The organism is Nitrospira japonica (assembly GCF_900169565.1).
GTDB classification, from domain to species: domain Bacteria; phylum Nitrospirota; class Nitrospiria; order Nitrospirales; family Nitrospiraceae; genus Nitrospira_C; species Nitrospira_C japonica_A.
Window position 1 is genome coordinate 3,350,501 of the sequence record NZ_LT828648.1, and the last position, 16,376, is coordinate 3,366,876.

General features: G+C 57.8%; 19 protein-coding genes. 3 read left to right on the forward strand and 16 right to left on the reverse strand.

Translation table 11 applies throughout. From position 1 onward, the window contains the following. Positions 1-88 precede the first annotated feature (88 nt). The 9 genes from NSJP_RS15900 to NSJP_RS15940 all read right to left on the reverse strand — a co-directional run bounded on the left by NSJP_RS15900 (position 89) and on the right by NSJP_RS15940 (position 7,905). Positions 89-1,042 carry a 3-keto-disaccharide hydrolase gene (locus NSJP_RS15900; protein ID WP_080887838.1) on the reverse strand — a complete coding sequence of 318 codons (954 nt, stop codon included), beginning with the start codon at positions 1,040-1,042 and terminating at the stop codon, positions 89-91. A gap of 30 nt (positions 1,043-1,072) precedes the next feature. Further along, positions 1,073-2,209 carry an SGNH/GDSL hydrolase family protein gene (locus NSJP_RS15905; RefSeq protein ID WP_080887839.1) on the reverse strand — a complete coding sequence of 379 codons (1,137 nt, stop codon included), beginning with the start codon at positions 2,207-2,209 and terminating at the stop codon, positions 1,073-1,075. Between the two features lie 6 nt (positions 2,210-2,215). After that, positions 2,216-3,115 (reverse strand): phytanoyl-CoA dioxygenase family protein, encoded by a 900-nt coding sequence (locus NSJP_RS15910; protein ID WP_172834395.1) that lies wholly within the window; start codon positions 3,113-3,115, stop codon positions 2,216-2,218. Further along, a complete protein-coding gene (locus tag NSJP_RS15915; RefSeq protein ID WP_155970302.1) occupies positions 3,105-4,211 on the reverse strand; it encodes a glycosyltransferase family 4 protein in 1,107 nt (368 codons plus the stop codon). The genes NSJP_RS15910 and NSJP_RS15915 overlap by 11 nt, the downstream gene beginning before the upstream one ends. Positions 4,212-4,546: 335 nt before the next feature. Next, positions 4,547-4,924: a response regulator gene (locus tag NSJP_RS15920; protein ID WP_155970304.1), complete on the reverse strand. Its 378-nt coding sequence runs from the start codon at positions 4,922-4,924 to the stop codon at positions 4,547-4,549. After that, a complete protein-coding gene (locus tag NSJP_RS15925) occupies positions 4,921-5,172 on the reverse strand; it encodes a hypothetical protein (protein ID WP_080887843.1) in 252 nt (83 codons plus the stop codon). The genes NSJP_RS15920 and NSJP_RS15925 overlap by 4 nt, the downstream gene beginning before the upstream one ends. 22 nt (positions 5,173-5,194) lie before the next feature. Next, a complete protein-coding gene (locus tag NSJP_RS15930; protein ID WP_080887844.1) occupies positions 5,195-5,614 on the reverse strand; it encodes a cupredoxin domain-containing protein in 420 nt (139 codons plus the stop codon). Between the two features lie 166 nt (positions 5,615-5,780). Beyond that, positions 5,781-6,485, reverse strand: coding sequence for a response regulator transcription factor (locus tag NSJP_RS15935; protein ID WP_080887845.1), 705 nt, complete (start codon positions 6,483-6,485; stop codon positions 5,781-5,783). 16 nt (positions 6,486-6,501) lie between these two features. Further along, positions 6,502-7,905, reverse strand: coding sequence for a sensor histidine kinase (locus tag NSJP_RS15940; protein WP_080887846.1), 1,404 nt, complete (start codon positions 7,903-7,905; stop codon positions 6,502-6,504). A 132-nt stretch (positions 7,906-8,037) separates the two neighbouring features. On the opposite strand from NSJP_RS15940, the gene NSJP_RS15945 reads away from it, so the two are divergent. The 3 genes from NSJP_RS15945 to NSJP_RS15955 are packed head-to-tail and all read left to right on the forward strand — an operon-like array spanning position 8,038 to position 11,269. Beyond that, the gene (locus NSJP_RS15945; protein ID WP_080887847.1) at positions 8,038-9,126 is read left to right on the forward strand and encodes a saccharopine dehydrogenase family protein; all 1,089 of its coding nucleotides are present in this window, start codon (positions 8,038-8,040) and stop codon (positions 9,124-9,126) included. Continuing rightward, positions 9,123-10,658 carry an L-piperidine-6-carboxylate dehydrogenase gene (gene amaB, locus NSJP_RS15950; RefSeq protein WP_080887848.1) on the forward strand — a complete coding sequence of 512 codons (1,536 nt, stop codon included), beginning with the start codon at positions 9,123-9,125 and terminating at the stop codon, positions 10,656-10,658. The genes NSJP_RS15945 and amaB overlap by 4 nt, the downstream gene beginning before the upstream one ends. A gap of 14 nt (positions 10,659-10,672) precedes the next feature. After that, positions 10,673-11,269 carry a VOC family protein gene (locus NSJP_RS15955; protein ID WP_172834396.1) on the forward strand — a complete coding sequence of 199 codons (597 nt, stop codon included), beginning with the start codon at positions 10,673-10,675 and terminating at the stop codon, positions 11,267-11,269. A 12-nt stretch (positions 11,270-11,281) separates the two neighbouring features. Here NSJP_RS15955 and NSJP_RS15960 read toward each other — a convergent pair whose 3' ends face one another. The 7 genes from NSJP_RS15960 to NSJP_RS15990 all read right to left on the reverse strand — a co-directional run bounded on the left by NSJP_RS15960 (position 11,282) and on the right by NSJP_RS15990 (position 16,370). Beyond that, positions 11,282-11,701: a hypothetical protein gene (locus tag NSJP_RS15960; RefSeq protein ID WP_155970308.1), complete on the reverse strand. Its 420-nt coding sequence runs from the start codon at positions 11,699-11,701 to the stop codon at positions 11,282-11,284. After that, a complete protein-coding gene (locus tag NSJP_RS15965; RefSeq protein ID WP_080887849.1) occupies positions 11,698-12,183 on the reverse strand; it encodes a GNAT family N-acetyltransferase in 486 nt (161 codons plus the stop codon). Before NSJP_RS15965 ends, NSJP_RS15960 begins: the two co-directional genes overlap by 4 nt. Positions 12,184-12,326: 143 nt before the next feature. Further along, positions 12,327-12,695 (reverse strand): response regulator, encoded by a 369-nt coding sequence (locus NSJP_RS15970; RefSeq protein WP_172834397.1) that lies wholly within the window; start codon positions 12,693-12,695, stop codon positions 12,327-12,329. A 91-nt stretch (positions 12,696-12,786) separates the two neighbouring features. Then, on the reverse strand, positions 12,787-13,647 hold the full coding sequence (locus NSJP_RS15975; protein ID WP_080887851.1) for an aldo/keto reductase family protein: 861 nt from the start codon (positions 13,645-13,647) through the stop codon (positions 12,787-12,789). Between the two features lie 27 nt (positions 13,648-13,674). Then, positions 13,675-14,403 carry an oxygen-binding di-iron domain-containing protein gene (locus NSJP_RS15980; RefSeq protein ID WP_080887852.1) on the reverse strand — a complete coding sequence of 243 codons (729 nt, stop codon included), beginning with the start codon at positions 14,401-14,403 and terminating at the stop codon, positions 13,675-13,677. Between the two features lie 24 nt (positions 14,404-14,427). Continuing rightward, complete coding sequence (locus NSJP_RS15985) at positions 14,428-14,724, reverse strand: DUF202 domain-containing protein (protein WP_080887853.1); 297 nt, start codon at positions 14,722-14,724, stop codon at positions 14,428-14,430. Positions 14,725-14,771: 47 nt separating this feature from the next. Further along, positions 14,772-16,370: a peptide chain release factor 3 gene (locus tag NSJP_RS15990; protein ID WP_155970310.1), complete on the reverse strand. Its 1,599-nt coding sequence runs from the start codon at positions 16,368-16,370 to the stop codon at positions 14,772-14,774. Between the last annotated feature and the right edge of the window lie 6 nt (positions 16,371-16,376).

Consider the following 16,376-nt stretch of genomic DNA (forward strand, 5'->3'; position numbering starts at 1 on the left):
TGGGCTGATCTCGCTTGCTGAAAACGCTCGGTCGGACGGGCTTCCCATCACAGAATGGTGCCGACCGAGTGTGCAGGCCATTGATCGATTATCGCGCGGGGGTCAGCAAGATATTGCGGAAAGCGACGCGGCCGTGGTCTCCCTGAAGCATGATGGGGCCAGGCAGTTCTTCATGACTATCCAGAGCAGCGCCGGTAATCCCCGGGATGTCCGATTCTGAGATCACGCGCCGCCCATTCACCGCGACCGTGACATTCCGGCCTACGATCGTCACATCGAGTGCCTGCCATTCTCCCAATGGTTTCGCTTCCGAACTCGACGGACTCAATTGACCGAAAATGGCACCCGTCGTTCGAGAGGTGGCCGGCATTCCGGCATCGTTTCCGATCTGGACTTCGTATCGTCCTCGAAGATAGACGCCGCTTCCTCCTCCATCACGTAACTGAAATTCGACGTGGAGTTGGAAGTCGCTGAAGCGCAGTTCGCTGACCAAGTCAGTGCACGGACTTTCGTTGAAGAGAATTTCCTTTTCGACTCGCCAGCATCGGGGATCCCTTCCGCTTCGCGGGACCCAGCCAGACAAATCCCGACCATTCATCAGGGAGCGGGGATACTCCCAATCGGATTGTCCGGACGCATGAAGGTCCGGAGCCCGGATTCCAGTCCACTGTACTTGCGAGCGCGCTCCGCTTGCGACGCCCTCCAGCCGGTCGTCCACGAGCCGTGCTGTAAAGATGAGATGTTCTCCGGTGCCTGAGTGATGGAACGTCACGGTTCGGTCGTCAATGATGATATCGTAGATCGGGTCGGCGCCTCCGTAGAGCCAGACAAGACGGCCTTGGATCTTGTCGGCCGTTGTTGCGTCGATTTCCAACCAGGCCGAGGACAATCCGTTCGCTCCACGTGTCGTCAGGTCCCAGCGTCCCGTAAAGTCGACGCTTGAAGATGTCTGCGTCGGCGCCGCAGGCACGCGAATCGGAGAGAGCAGCTCGGCGATAACGCACGCCACTCCAAGGACTCCGATGCCAAGAAGTCGAATCATCGGGTCTGAAATCTCCTCCCAATAACGCGCCTACCGAACGAGCGGTGGCGAACCGGCCAGTTCGGCGGTGCGCCCGGGTCGTTTCGCCGTACCGACATCGAGCGAGGCGGCAGCCATGTAATCTCGAACCGCAGGAAGCAATGCCGCGCTCTGAACGCGGTACCCATTTCCATTCGCGTGTCCATCGTAGGGCAAATGGTAGAGTTCTTCCTTTGCGTATCCGGAACGCACGAACCAGGGAAGCGTCTCAACCGTCGGAATACCGATTGATCTGGCAAGATCCTGGATCCGTTGCACCTGACTCGATTGTCCAGGTTCCATCGGAGTTGGAACGCCGATACGTTGATGTGTGGGGTACACGTTAAACAGGAAGCGCACTCTTCGGTCGGCCAAGAAACGTTGCATTTTCCTTAATGTATCGGCGTAAAGACTCCACCGGGATTCATATACTTCTCGCTCGACATCCGGAGCAGGTGATATTTCCACCGTCTGCGACGGCGCGCGGGCATGGATCGCCCAGGCGGCCCTGACCTTCAACATGTAGTTAAACAAGGCGGTGTCACGCAACAGACCATACACCAACTTGAATCCGGGTTTGGACTTGAGAAGGCGGTTGCGTTCCAGTGCGACGTATTGCGGCACTGCTGCACCCAGATCGCCAATGTCGTTTTCACTGAATGTCAAGATGACCATATCCGGATCCAGCGCCATTCCGCGCCGCACAAACTGCATCTGATCGACGATTGTTGTTCCGGGAACCCCTCCATTGACAACCTCGACTTGGAAACCTTCCTTACGCAACTTCTGCTCAAGCAGCACGGACAACGTGTCGGAGTCATCGACGAATTCTCCGTACGTGCCGGAATCGCCGATGCAGAGGATGCGAACCGTATCGCTGGACTTTCGCCGATCGATCTCGGGCCCGCGATAACCGAGAGAATTGATTGTGACACGATAGTGCAAGCGAGGATGAGGTTTTTCGATAAGGCTTTGATTCGGCTCGAACATACCGGGCACACGGTCATATTCCGCCGCGGAAACCGTATGGACGCTTGCAACGGACACGTACCCGGAAAGTCGCAAAGCCCCCTCTGCCGCAAGGATCGTCACCAACGAAAGGCCGATCAGAAGAATGGCATAATGCGCGGCGGTCCTGAGAGCTCGCATGCCCGGTCAGACCATCCCCATCACTGATCGCATTTTTGCCACGATGCGGCGCGGGTAATGCATCATATGATTCATTTCCATGACCGCTTCGACCAACGAACGATTCATTATCTCCAAAGCAGGATGCCTCCGTTTTCTGACAAACCCGTGCTGGTAATTTCTCTTGTCCCCGAATCCCAACATCCGCTGATCTTCTTGAGTCAGATTGCCTAAAAACGCGGCATTGAGCACTAAGGGATGATAGCGATAATACTCGATGTCCTCGCGTTGTAACGCTATGGCAGGATCGTGATAATTCAGAAACACGGCCTGTCGGCTCTCTAAAACCGGCGTAGCCTGCCGATGGATACCAGACGTATCGAAAAGAAATGCGGATCCGGCCGGTCCGGTCACCTGGACAATCCGATCCGCTGCAATGCCGGCGAGTTCACGGTCGGGAACGAGCCGGGGATGCTGTTGTCGATGACTCCCCTTGATATAGGAGAAGGCACCCGACGAAACGTCCGTCAAATAGACGGCCAGCTTGATCTCTCGCGGAATATCCGAATTCATCTGTTGGTCGTACCAGGCATCTCCGTGCCAGCCGTGAAAGTCCGTTTTGGTCGGGAGCGACAACCACCCCTTGGCTTCCACGAGTTGTGTTCCCGGACCGATGTACTCATAGAGGATTTGTTTGACCAGGGGGTGCAGGGAGACATCTACAAACCCTTGGTCCAACGTCAAAACGTCCTGAATCATATGTCGAAACTTCTCCGTCCGCTCAAATCCCGGCACGTCGTTCCACGACATACGTTGAAGCCTGGTCTCGAAAGCCTGCTGCATCGATAGCAACTGTGCCGGCGGGATGATCACCGGAAGGCGAACAAGCCCATCACGCTCTAGGAGCGTCGTCAATTCATGTGCCATGTTCAACCTTGCCCGCATCGGACGTCTGCGTATCATACAGTGAAAGGGCCTGTGGCACGCGGGTCTCGTGAGAAAAACGCGCGACCGCGTCACCTCTGGCCGCAAGGGCAATCTCATTCAGGAGTGGCCGGCACTCAGCCAACGCGGCGACATGCCGCGCCACAGCCGAATAATCCCCGGCGGCGACCAAGAATCCGTTTTGTCCCGATCTCACGAACTCGGGAATTCCGCCGACGTAACTGGCGATCACGGGCAGCCCGCTGGCCATCGCTTCCAGAATCACCAATCCTGCCGCCTCCTCCCACAGCGACGGGCAGATCAGGCAATCCGCAGCCTGCATGTAGCGGCACACGTCGGCACACAGCCCAAGAAATGTCGTCCGTTCGCCAACGCCCAATGATTCGACCAATTGCTCCAACTTCTCTCGCTCGGGACCGTCGCCAACGATCCAGAGCGAGACATGCGAGGGGAGCAGTGCCAAGGCGCGCAGTGCCGCATCGACTCCCTTTTCAGGAATGAGATGCGCGACGACGAGCATGACAAATCGACGCTCGCACCCCAAGGACGCCCGTACGACCTTCTTGGTTTCCACGTCCGGCTTGAACCGATCGGTGTTGACAAAATGATAATACCGACGGGGATTCTTCCAAACCTTTTGGTTCAGGAGATCGGAGTGAACATAGTTGCTGACCGCAAAGACGTCTGAATAGGCCGAGGCGAACCATTTGTGGCTCAGCCGCTTCAGCACATTTGTGGATCGCACAAAGGAGCGAGGACGGGAATTGTGATCGGTCAGGATATGCCTGATCTTCGGCCTGAGGAGCTTGAGAAGCGGCACATACGGATTGATCGGAGGATACAAATTCCAATGGATGACTTGGACACGATGATCATCGGCCAGGCGAAGCAATCGCGCGAGCGCCGAAGCGCGGAATCTCCCTAAGCGAAGAGACGCCACCGGAAGGCCAGCCTTGCGGTACCGCATGCCATGGCTCTCGTTAGGATCGCGGGAGAAAACGGGAACCAGCAGTCCGCCGCGATTGGACAATCCCTCCGATAAGAGAAAAATTTGCTCCTCCAAGGAGCCGAATTTCATGGAAGGATTGAGATTGACGAGATAGAGCACCCTGGCGGCACTACGACAGGGATCACTACCTCGCTCACTCGCAATAGTAGCTTCACAGTTGCTGTTACCGTTCACCAAACGCCACTCCCATTCAAGACAGCACTATCTTTCTCCAGGCATGACGAGAGCCTGTGGAAGCCAGGAAAACCCTAACGATGGGATTCAAGCATCTCAGGTTGAAAGTTTCAAGACGCCAGAAGGGGGATACTCATTTTTTATGGGAGACTGTATACAATCGAGGACAGGAAGAATGGCATTTAGTGTAATCTCAATGGCTTATATCTCTAGCGTAATTGGAGTGACCATTAATACAGCATTTTTCGGCACTTCTCTTCGAGCATTCTCGGGTCGATCGGCTTGGCCAGAAAGTCTTGTGCACCAGCCTTGATGGCTTCCAACGAATCCGCCCGTTCAGCGGTCGCAGACATCATAATCACCGGAATCTCGGGATAGATCTTGCGGAGCTCTCCAAGTACCAACATTCCGTCCATCCCAGGCAGCCTCAAGTCCAAGAGCACAAGCTGAACAGGAGAACGGTGATGCTCCAGAGCCATGGTCGCCAACGCCGAATATCCGTCGGTCATCAAGACTGTGTCGTACCCCAAGGACTGAAGACGGTCCTGCATGCTCTCGCCGATACACCGGTCGTCTTCGACGATCATAATTCGAGCCGATTTACTCACTCCGACTCCATGGCCGCCGCCCGCACTCTCTTGAGCGTGTAGGTGAACCCCCGGCGACGAAGTTCGACATCCCCGCGACGGCTCAGGATATCCATGGCCAAAAACAGCTGCGCCCAACTCAGCTCCGGTACTTGGACGAGCATCTCTTCTATCGTAAAGCGGCGCCCGTCTTGGAGTCGGTCGAGGATCAAATCTTCGGGAAGACTATGATCGGCGTGTTCATAGGCGGCTGTCGATAAGGTGATCATGCCCCTCCCTCCCTGCTGCAGGTTATTTCACCGAGTGAGCCGACGGTCCGGACATCTCCGTGGCCGCCTGTGACTCTACAACCACCAGCGTCCCCCGCATCACCGGATGCAATTCGCAATGATACGAGTACCGGCCCGGCGGCAACGGCGCGATGGCAAAACTGTTCTCCGGTGGCACAGCCAGCGACTGAAAGACGCATTGCCCGTCTTCCTTGAGGCACTCGTCGTGCCGAATGCTGTGCGGCGAGGCAGTCGCGTTGGACCACCGGACAGGTATTCCCGCAGACACCACCGCCAATGGCGGCTCGTAGTAGGGAGCCGAAGATTCAAAGAGGATCTCGACGATTCCCGTATCGCCGGGACCGGTTCCTCCGATCACCGGATCCGAACCGATCAGAAATATGCCGGCCAGCAGCGTCAGACTGCGTAGATGTGCGTTCATGGCTGACTCCCTCTCTTGATTGAATCGGTGCAACGGCTGCATCGGCTGGAATAGAGTCTAGCTCTGGAGCAATAAAGTCTCGATATGTGAAGGATTCATTCCCCATAAGGAATGCATAAATATTGCGTTGATGCGATGAATTAGGAGAGAGAGCGGCAAAATAGGATCAGGATGATGCGTCCCCATCCTGGCAAAACCGATATCCGACACCAGGATCGGTAACGATGAAGCTGGGACGGGCGGGAACGAGTTCTATTTTCTTCCGAAGTTGGCCGATAAATACCCGAAGGTACTGCGCCTGATCCAGATAACCCTGCCCCCACACCGCCTGAAGGATCATGCGGTGCGTCAAAACTTTTCCTGCATGCTCGATCAGATATTTCAAGAGATCATATTCCGTCGGCGTCAACTTCACAGGTTGGTCGTCCAACAGAACTTCCCGTCGATCGAAATTCACACACATCCTGCCGGCGATGAATACCGGTCTTGCACTATGTGCGCCCGCAGCCCGTCTGAGCACCGACCGGATCCGGGCCAGCAGTTCTTCGGTCCCGAACGGTTTCGTCATGTAGTCGTCGGCACCGGACTCGAGGGCTTCAACCTTTTTGGACTCATCGCCGATCGCAGACAGCACGATAATCGGCACGGTTGCCGACGAGCGGATGCGCCGTGTCACCTCGACTCCGCCGATGTCGGGCAGGAGCAGATCCACGATCACTACGTCGGGTCGTCGGTAGGTGAAAGACCGCAGGGCTTCCTCGCCGCTCACGGCCGTCTCGACCGCATATCCCCTATTCTCCAAATTGACCTGCAATGACCGACGGATTTGAGGTTCGTCATCCACGACCAGAATGCGCGCCCCCTGCGCCATAAGATCTCCTATCGCATCAGGTCTCTGTCGATCCCGACGGTCCTCGAAGCGGATCCCTCGAAGTCGTCAGGGTAAACATGATCGTCGTCCCCTCAGCCGGCACGGATGTCGCCACAATTCGACCACCGTGAGCTTCCACGATAGCTTTGCAAATGGCCAGCCCCAAGCCGGTTCCTGGAATCCCGCCGTTCCTTGCGGACTGCGCGCGATAGAAACGTTCGAAGATCCTGGACAATTCGTCTGCCGGGATGCCCGCTCCGGTATCGGAAACCGATACTTCTATCGTATCCCCCGCAACAGCCGCCGCCAATCGAACCGAGGAGGAAGGAGCAGAAAATTTCACCGCGTTCTCGAGCAAATTGATGAGCACCTGCTGAATCTGCATCCCGTCGACGTATACGGGCGGAATATCGCTCGCCAGTTCGATCTTCAATACCCTCCCTTCCAGCACCGGGGCAGCCACCCGGATGGCCCCCTCAGCCAATTCGTCCAGCACGTGCCATTCGCGGCGGGACGGCAGCCCCCCGGATTCCAGCCTGGACATGTCGAGCAGATTGCCGACGAAGCGATTCAGATGATCCAACTGCTTGTCCATGCTGCGAACAAATTCTTGTCGCACGGGGGATGACTGTGCGCCGGGATCATCGCGAAGGCTGAACAACATCGATTTGATCGCCGTTAATGGCGTCCGCAGTTCATGGGACACCGACGAGAGCAGCGCCGACTTCATCGCGTCGCTCTGGCGCAAGGCTTCCACGATGGCTCTTTCGCTTCGTTGTAGCGCCTTCTCCGTCTCGATAAATCGCCAGATCAGTAGAGACGTCACCGTCACCACCAGTAAGACTGTCCACGTCTCCCATTGAATCAATCGTCGGGAACGTGCCTCGGAGTAACGCGTCAGCAGTTCGACCGCCGCATTGGCCGTTTCCAAAAGCACGGCATTGTCAGCGAGCAACTCGTCTCGTGCGGCCGCCCGTTCGGGCGAAGCCGTTTGAGTCCGGAAATATCGATCCGCCTTGGCTTCGAAGGACTCCAGCAGCCGGCGTTGGTCCAGGAGTCGCTCACGAATCTCGGCAGTCGGCGCGCCGCTCAAGATGACAGCTTGCCGGTCACTGCGCACGATCACCGTCCCCCCGTTCAGCAGCGTATCCAGTCGCTCCCCAAGAGTTCGACGCGTTTGATCATAGGTCGACGGAAGTTCCTGTGCCGAGAGCAGGAGTTCCTTCATGTGCCGTTCGAGCAGCATCCGCTGACGGCCGGCCAAGTCGATCAACAATGCATCGGAATCGAGGCTCTGCAGGAACGTCATCGTCAGCGGGACAAAAGCGAGCAGCGTAATAACCAATAACCCGAAGATGCCGGCGACGGTCCATTTGGCGGGGCGCGCGTAGTCAGCCGGAGCAAGCACGATATCGGCCATCCCGACCTCCAGATTGCCTATTGTAGCAGCGATATGAACCGGTTCACCACGCCCGCGCTGAATCCTGCATCAGGATCGATCCTGCGTGATGCCACAGATGAAGAGGAGTATACTTGAGAGCAGGAGGGCACTGTGCACCACGTGCTTGTCCTGGGCGCCGGCAAAATCGGATCGTTGATTACCTGTCTGCTGGCGGGACGTGACGATTATACGCTCTCCCTCGGAGACGTCACCCTAGACAGCCCAAAACGTCTCGTGGAAGACCTGGAACTTCCGCGGGTGACTCCGTACCTTCTCGACGCGCGGCATCCGGATAGTATCGGCGCATTTCTAAAGACGCATCCCGTGGATGCGGTGGTGTCCAGTCTTCCCTACTTTTGCAATCCACTCATCGCCGGACTCGCTCGCACCCATGACGTACATTACTTTGACCTCACCGAAGACGTCGAGGTCACTTGCCAAGTCAAGAGTCTCAGTGCGGGAGCGACTCGCGCCTTCGTGCCGCAATGCGGACTGGCCCCCGGCTTCATCAGCATCGTGGCGCACGACCTGATGACCCATTTCGAGAGTCTGGACACGGTCAAGATGCGAGTGGGAGCGCTGCCCGTTCATCCCAGCAATGCGCTCAAATATTCCCTCACCTGGTCCACCGACGGGTTGATCAACGAATATGGCAATCTCTGCTATGGCATCGAGCAGGGCGAGCGCATACCGCTTCAGCCCTTGGAAGGTTATGAGACCATCGAACTCGACGGTTTGCTGTACGAAGCGTTCAATACTTCCGGAGGGTTGGGCATGCTGGCCGACTCCTATGCCGGAAGGGTCCGCACTATGAACTACAAAACCCTCCGTTATCCTGGTCACTGCGAAAAGATCCATCTCTTGATGAAGGATCTCAAGTTGAATGAGGACCGCGACACTCTGAAACGCATACTTGAGCGGGCAATACCCCAGACCCTGCAGGATGTCGTCCTCATCTATGCTTCGGTGACAGGCACCAGGGAGGGCGGATTTTTTGAGGAGAACTACGTGAAGAAGGTCTATCCGCAATGCATCGTGGGGAGACCCTGGTCAGCCATTCAGGTCACCACGGCCTCAAGCGTCTGCTGCGTCGTCGATCTTGTCCTGCAACACCCCGATTCCTATGCGGGATTCGTGACACAGGAAACATTCGGCCTGCAGGACTTCCTCGCCAATGACTTCGGAGCCTGCTTCCGGTGAGTAATGCGCAAGACATACTGAGAGAACTGGGCATTCAGGGCACCAATGCCGGCGGCAGCACTGGAAGCGGCCGCTGGTGCGGCCCGGGCAATGCGCCGCTGCTTCAATCGATCAATCCCGCCACCGGAGATCCCATTGCCGGCATTCATCCCTGCAGGCTCCCCGACTATGAACGCATTCTCAAGGATTCCCTGGAAGCCTTTCAGCGGTGGCGGCTGGTGCCGGCTCCCAAACGCGGCGAGGTGGTCCGACAGATTGGCCAGATGCTGCGGGACAAAAAAGACCCGCTGGGTACCCTCGTCTCGTTGGAAACGGGAAAGATCAAGGCGGAAGGCGAGGGCGAAGTCCAGGAGATGATCGACATGGCCGACCTCGCCGTCGGACAGTCGCGTATGCTCTACGGCGCAACGATGCCGTCCGAGCGCCCGGCTCATCGACTGTCCGAGCAATGGCACCCGCTGGGGCCGGTCGGCGTCATTACCGCGTTCAATTTTCCCGTCGCCGTTTGGGCGTGGAATGCGTTTCTGGCAGCCATCGCCGGGGATACGATCGTCTGGAAACCCTCCCCGAAAGCGCCGCTGTGCGCCATCGCCGTACAGCACATCTGCAACCGGGTCATGGAACAACAGGGCTTGTCGGGCATCTTTTCACTGTTCGTCACGGATCAGCAGTCCCTCGCGGAAACGATGGTGCAGGATCGTCGCCTGCCGCTGATTTCTTTCACCGGCTCCGTCACGGTGGGACGGCACGTGGCCTCCCTGGTCGGTCAACGGCTGGGCAGAACCCTGCTGGAACTCAGCGGCAATAATGCCGTCATCGTCGATGAGACGGCCGATCTCGACTTGGCCACGCGTGCGATCGTGTTCGGAGCCGTCGGAACCGCCGGACAACGATGCACCACTACTCGCCGATTATTCGTACATGAGTCGCGAGCGGACGAATTGATCGCCAAGCTCGTCAAGGGCTATGGCCAAATCCCCATCGGCAATCCGCTGGAACCGAACGTGCTGATGGGCCCCGTGATCGATCGGACCGCCGTCGAGGCCTATCGGCAGGCGATCGAGGAGATCAAGACCGAAGGAGGCCAAATCCTTTATGGCGGGAAGGTCCTGCCTCGAGCCGGTCATTTCGTCGAACCCACCATCGTCCGCGCGCACAATCACTGGCCGGTCGTCCAGCGCGAGACTTTCGCACCGATTTTGTACGTCATGTCGTTCCACTCGCTCGATCAGGCCATCGAACTGCAGAACAGTGTCCCTCAAGGATTGTCGTCCGCCATGTTTACGACCAATCTTCGCCATGGCGAACGATTTGTCTCGGCTGCCGGCAGCGATTGCGGGATTGCCAATATCAATATCGGCACATCAGGCGCGGAAATCGGCGGAGCCTTCGGAGGTGAAAAAGAGACCGGAGGCGGCCGGGAAGCGGGATCCGATGCTTGGAAAGCCTATATGCGACGGCAGACCAATACGGTGAACTGGGGCACCGATCTGCCGCTCGCGCAAGGAATCAAGTTCGGCTCGTCGTCCTGAACAAAGAGGTGAGCATGGACCGGAATCTGGAACTGGACCGCCTGCTGGAAAAAATGGTCGCGGCCTACCTCCAGCGCAACGTGGCAGCCGCGACTCTGAAACAGATGTTGGATCGTGTCGGAGTCGGGTTTACGCCGGTCATCGATCATCTCACGCTCCGAACTGCGAACATCGACAAACGAGCCACCCCGTTCGTGGCCCTCGGTTATGCGTACGACGAAACGCTCGAATTCGACGACTGGTATGCCAAGGTCTATAGAAAGGACGGCTATCCGGCACTCTTCGTCGATCAGGCCTATCCCGACGGACGGGGGAAGACCAGCATCATTCCCGGATGGGTCGATCAGTTCGGAGACGAGCATTTCCACCACATTGCCGTGAGGGTCGAAGACATCGAAATCGCGATCGAACGGCTGAAAAGCCAAGGCATCGTCTTCGCCGGGAAAATCGTCGGTGCACAGGGAGAGCAGCTGCGCCAGATTTTTTCGGCGCCTGAAATGGTCGGTGGGCATCCCTTTTCGGTGTTGGAGCTGGCCGAACGCCACCGTGGTTACCGGGGATTTCTGCCGCCCCAGGCGGACAGCTTGATGAAATCGTCCACCGGACGCTAACCGTGCGTGCGCTCAGCTTCGCGAGCGACGCACCGGCAGAAACCACTTGGGCTTCATCCGGCCGAAATCCCTTCGGACGTGCGTCTTCAATCCTCTCTTGGAATCCAGCACGTAGGTTCCGTGTTCATCCGCCACGTAGACAGTCCAATGCCAGGAGGGGTGTCCGTCCTGAAGGCGCCATTTAATGGCCAGCAGCGCACAGGGAGGCAAAGCATTCCATGAGCGAAACGGCTGGGGAGACCGACCCGAACGCATTCCGAACCGGGAAAGCAGGCGACGGACGTGACCATGATCCGACCACAGGCGGGGATCGGCGGCGACGATGCCGGCGGAGCCGGCTACCCGTTTCGCCCGCCCATAGGATACCCCTGCGATCGCCGCCACGGCGGCAATCCCGCATCCGGTCGGCTCCTCTTGCATCACCGGTTTCACGACAGGTCGACCTTGAGCTTTCTTCCCCCTGACAGCTGAAATCCCCGGCTCGTATAGAATTTCATCGTCCGGTCAAACTGCGGCAGCGGAGGCGTGGTCACTTCGAGCCTGGTCCATCTCCTTGCTTCGCCATAGCGTTTGACCTCGCTCAGGAGCTCCGCGCCTATTCCCCGTGAACGATAGCCCGCGCGCACATAGAATTCAGGGATCGTTCCGAACCGTCCTCCCGCATAAAGTCCGTAGCTCTCATAAACAGTCACAAATCCCATCGGGTGACCGACCTCGGAACTCCGCGCCAGGAAGATCGCATAGGACCGGTCAGCCAACCACTCTCGTGTGCGAAGTTCCGTCCCCGCTCGATCGAATTCAAACACGGCCTCGCCGATCGTGGACATGATTTCACTCAGCAATTCGCCCACCATCTTGGCGACGTCTGCCGCATCAGCCTGATCTGCTCGCACAATAGATGCGTTCAACGGCATAGGGATCGCTGTCCGTCAGTCGGCCCCTACCCTAACGATACTTCCGACGAGGAGCAAGGTCGATTCAACAGGCCACCCGGCGGACTCTTTCAGCGCCGCAGTCGAGGATGGACGAGTGGAAATAGAAGCGCGCAGGAGGGAGGTCAGGAAGCGGGGTCGGTCAACCGACCAACGGTTTCGAGCAGACGGGGAACCGCGACGGGTTTGCTCAGCGTTTCATGCGCACCAAAGAATCGGGCCACATTACAGTGATCGGTATCGTGAGCGCCACTGGAGACGGCGACGACCTTGACCCGAGGGAATTTTTGATGAAGCATCCAGGTGAGTTCGAGAATGTCCATGTCCGGCATCAGGATATCCGTGATGACCAGATCGACCGCATGCCGCTGGAGATGAGCCAGCCCTTCCCGTGCTGAGGAGACCTCATTGACGGCATACCCGGCTCCTTCCAACGTCCGCCGGAAAAACTGTCTGGTCGCGGCTTCATCGTCGATCAGAAGAATGTCAGCCAAAGTGCCGTTCCTCACCTTGGCCGTTGTATCAAAAATGGAGTCTGACTGATACTGGCGGAGACGCCAGGTACCAGGATGGAGGGTAAAAACACTAACGATTTCCGATGGATTCGATTTCTCTGAGATCCGGATCCGTGAGCGTAAAATTCCGGCAGGCCAGGTCTTCCGCCATGTGTTGAAGGTTAGTCGTACCCGTCAGCGGCAACATCCCGATCTGCATGGCAAATCGAAATATCAACTGAGCCAATCCCATGCCGTAACGCCCGGCCATCGCCCTGATGTCAGGATCGATAGAAACCTCACGATTGGCCGTCAGGAGGGAAAAGCCTTGGTAGACGATATCCTGAGCCTGACAAATCTCCCGCACGCCCTTGTCCCAACCGAAGGCCGCATAGCAGCGGTTTTGTACCACCATCGGCTTGACCTTGGCTCGCTCGCATAGAAGAGCCAGTTGCTCGGACGTCACGTTGCTGATTCCGATCATTTTGACCTTCCCGGCTTCGTAGAGCCGCTCGAAAGCCGCCCAGACCTCCCAATCCTCCGGCCCCAGTCCTCGCCTCCCGTAGGGTCCGTGCAGAACATACGAATCCACGTAGTCGGTGCGCAGGTGCTGAAGCGAACTTTCAAATGATTGCTCCACTTGGACACTCACGGCGGCGCGCGGATCATAAGGGGTACGATGGTCCTGACCGTTGAGCGGCGTGAACTTTGTCTGGACGAACAGGCCTTCGCGAGACACGCCTTGCTCGGCTAACAGACCCAGCGCCTCTCCTACCCGCGCTTCCTCATAGTGAATGAGCTGATTGGCCGTATCGATTGCCCGGAAACCGGCTTGCACCGCCGTCACGACAAGCTGCGTGGTGGCCTCCTTCTTCCACGCAGTGCCATACATGAACGAAGGCAGGCGTATGCCGTTGTGCGCAATAACCGTGTCTTCAGAATTCTCCATCATGACAGCGCTCGGTGCCGCATTGCGGCGTCAGGGAGTGGCGAGTACGTCCTTCCATATCGCAGCGAGTTCACGCAATGCGCCCGCACCGTCGCCCGCCAAGGCGGAGCCGTGCATCGCTGCCAATGTCTTGGGGTTGAGCTCGGCCAACCGGTAGAGCGTCGGTTCCGTCAATGTCGAGTACGGAATATAGTTTGCCAGAGGTCCCTGCTGATACTCGACCAGTACTTTTCGGCACCGCTCAAGTACTTCCACGCCGGCCACCGGTTCCACGTTGCCGCTTTGATGGAAAAGGTCGGAGCAAAACAGGGTACGATTGACTTCCTCGAACAGGAGGCCGGCCTCCCAACAATGTGGGACATGAGGCGTACTGAGGAAGCGGAATCGGTATTTTCCGGTGCTGAGCACCTCTCCATCGCTCATACCTCTCGCCGGTCTGACGGCGAGGCAGTCGTCGACGCTGACCAGCTTGCCGACCATGCTGCACACAGCGGTTGCCTCGGAGGCGATTCCTTGCCACTCCGGCAACGTCCCGCACTCATCCGCTTCGAAATGACTGAAGCCAATCCAACGAAGAGCAGCCGGGTCGATGAGCGAGGCGACAGCCTCTTTCACCATGGGGAATAAGGCCCGAGGCCCCGTATGAAACAATAGCGGTTCCTCGTCCCGAACCAGAAATTGGCTGAACTGCAGGTCGAACGCCTCAATGAACGTCGTAAGCCGGAACACATCCGGAGCGATTTCCGTCACCTGAGCCATGGTTCCCTCCCGACAAGATATCCGTCAGCCGGTTCTTTCAATGCTCTGGGAAACGGTCGACGATTCCACCTCGCGGATCATCATCCGTTGGAACGTGAAGAACCGATGAATTCCGATGCCCAGGCACATGACTCCCGCGGCCAGAGAGACGCCACCAAGAACGTGGATGGCGGGTTGATCGGGCCACCACACGGCGGGAATACCCGCGATAAAAAACCCGAGCGCGGTTCTGATATACGCCAGGAGCGTCCGCTCATTGGCCAAGACCGTTCGCTGCCATGCCAGCCGGTCCCGCACTTGCGTCTCGGTTCCACCAGCCATTCCCCCTCCGACCCACCAAAGTCGCCGCCGCCTTCCTCCGCCCGCGCTCACCCCATCTCCCGCAAAATGTGTTCGGGATTGCGATCCCGACCGATGGATTTCATGAGAGTATCGCCGAACAGAACGACCACTCGATCGCGTTGGTCCTTTACCATCATGGAGGCGGACGGAGCCTTGAATGTCGCCGGATCACCCTCCAGCCAAGCGCTGCACGTGTAGGGCAACTGGTCGAGAATGGTTTCCACCCGGTATTCGTGTCTGAGCCGGTATTGTAAAACGTCGAACTGGAGACGGCCCACCGCGGCCACGAGTTGATCCCCTTCGTTGAGACTTCGCATGATCTGAACGGTCCCCTCTTGGGCCATCTGGGTCATACCTTTGTCGAAGGTCTTGCGTTTGCCGACGTCGGTCGGACGAATGCGGGCGAAGATTTCCGGTTGGAACTGCGGCAATGTCTTGAAATTGAATCCTCCGGACGTCGAAATGGTGTCGCCGATCGCGAAGATTCCAGGGTTGATGATGCCGATGATGTCGCCAGGGAAGGCCTCCTCGACCGTGCTGCGCTCCTGCGCCACCATGCTGTGGGGACGAGAGAGCCGGATCTCACGGTTCAGACGATGATGCTTGACCACCATGTCGCGCTCGAACCGACCGGAGCAAATGCGGAGAAAGGCCGTACTATCACGATGTTTCGGGTTCATGTTCGCCTGAAGCTTGAAGACATACGCGCTGAACGGGGCCTCAATCGGATCGACCGATATTTCGCCACCGCCGTCCAGGTCCGCCGGTCGCGCTCCCGGAGCGGGAGCCAGATCCACGAACGCATCCAAGAAGCTCTCGATCCCAAAATTCGTCAGCGCCGACGCAAAGAATACCGGCGTCACTAAGCCCTTAAGGAACCGCTCGCGGGAAAACTGGTTGCCGGCGATGTCCAGCAATTCCAAGTCATGCTCCACTTGCATCAGCGTCTCTTCGGAGACCCGGCCGCTCGCCCCCAAGTCTGCGAGCCCCAACTCGCTGACCGTCACCTTGGTGGCTCCCCCGTGCGCCGTTCTGCCGAACAATTGTATCCGGCTGTCTTCACGATTCACGATCCCGACGAAATCACTTCCGGATCCGATCGGCCAATTCACCGCGCTAGCTTGAATATCCAATGCCTGCTCCACCTCCGTCATCAGATCGAGCGGTTGACGGCCCGGTAAGTCCATCTTGTTGACGAGGGTCAGGACCGGAATGTTCCGCATGCGGCAGACCGCGAACAATTTCCTGGTTTGCGCTTCGACGCCCTTGGCCGCATCAATGACCATGATGGCGCTATCCGCGGCCGTGAGCGTGCGATATGTATCTTCGGAAAAATCCTGGTGTCCGGGCGTGTCCAGGAGATTGATGACCGCCTCCTTGTAAGGGAATTGCATGGCCGAGGCGGTGATCGAAATACCGCGTTCCTGCTCCATTCCCATCCAATCCGACGCGGTGACCTTCCCGCCTTTGCGGCCGCGTACCATCCCCGCCGTGCGGATCAACCCCGAATACAGCAGGAGCTTCTCCGTCAGCGTCGTTTTTCCCGCATCGGGATGGCTGATGATTGCGAAGGTCCGCCGTTGCGAGGTCGCGGCGGCCAAGACATGTTGAAGCGTCGATTCCATAGGTAT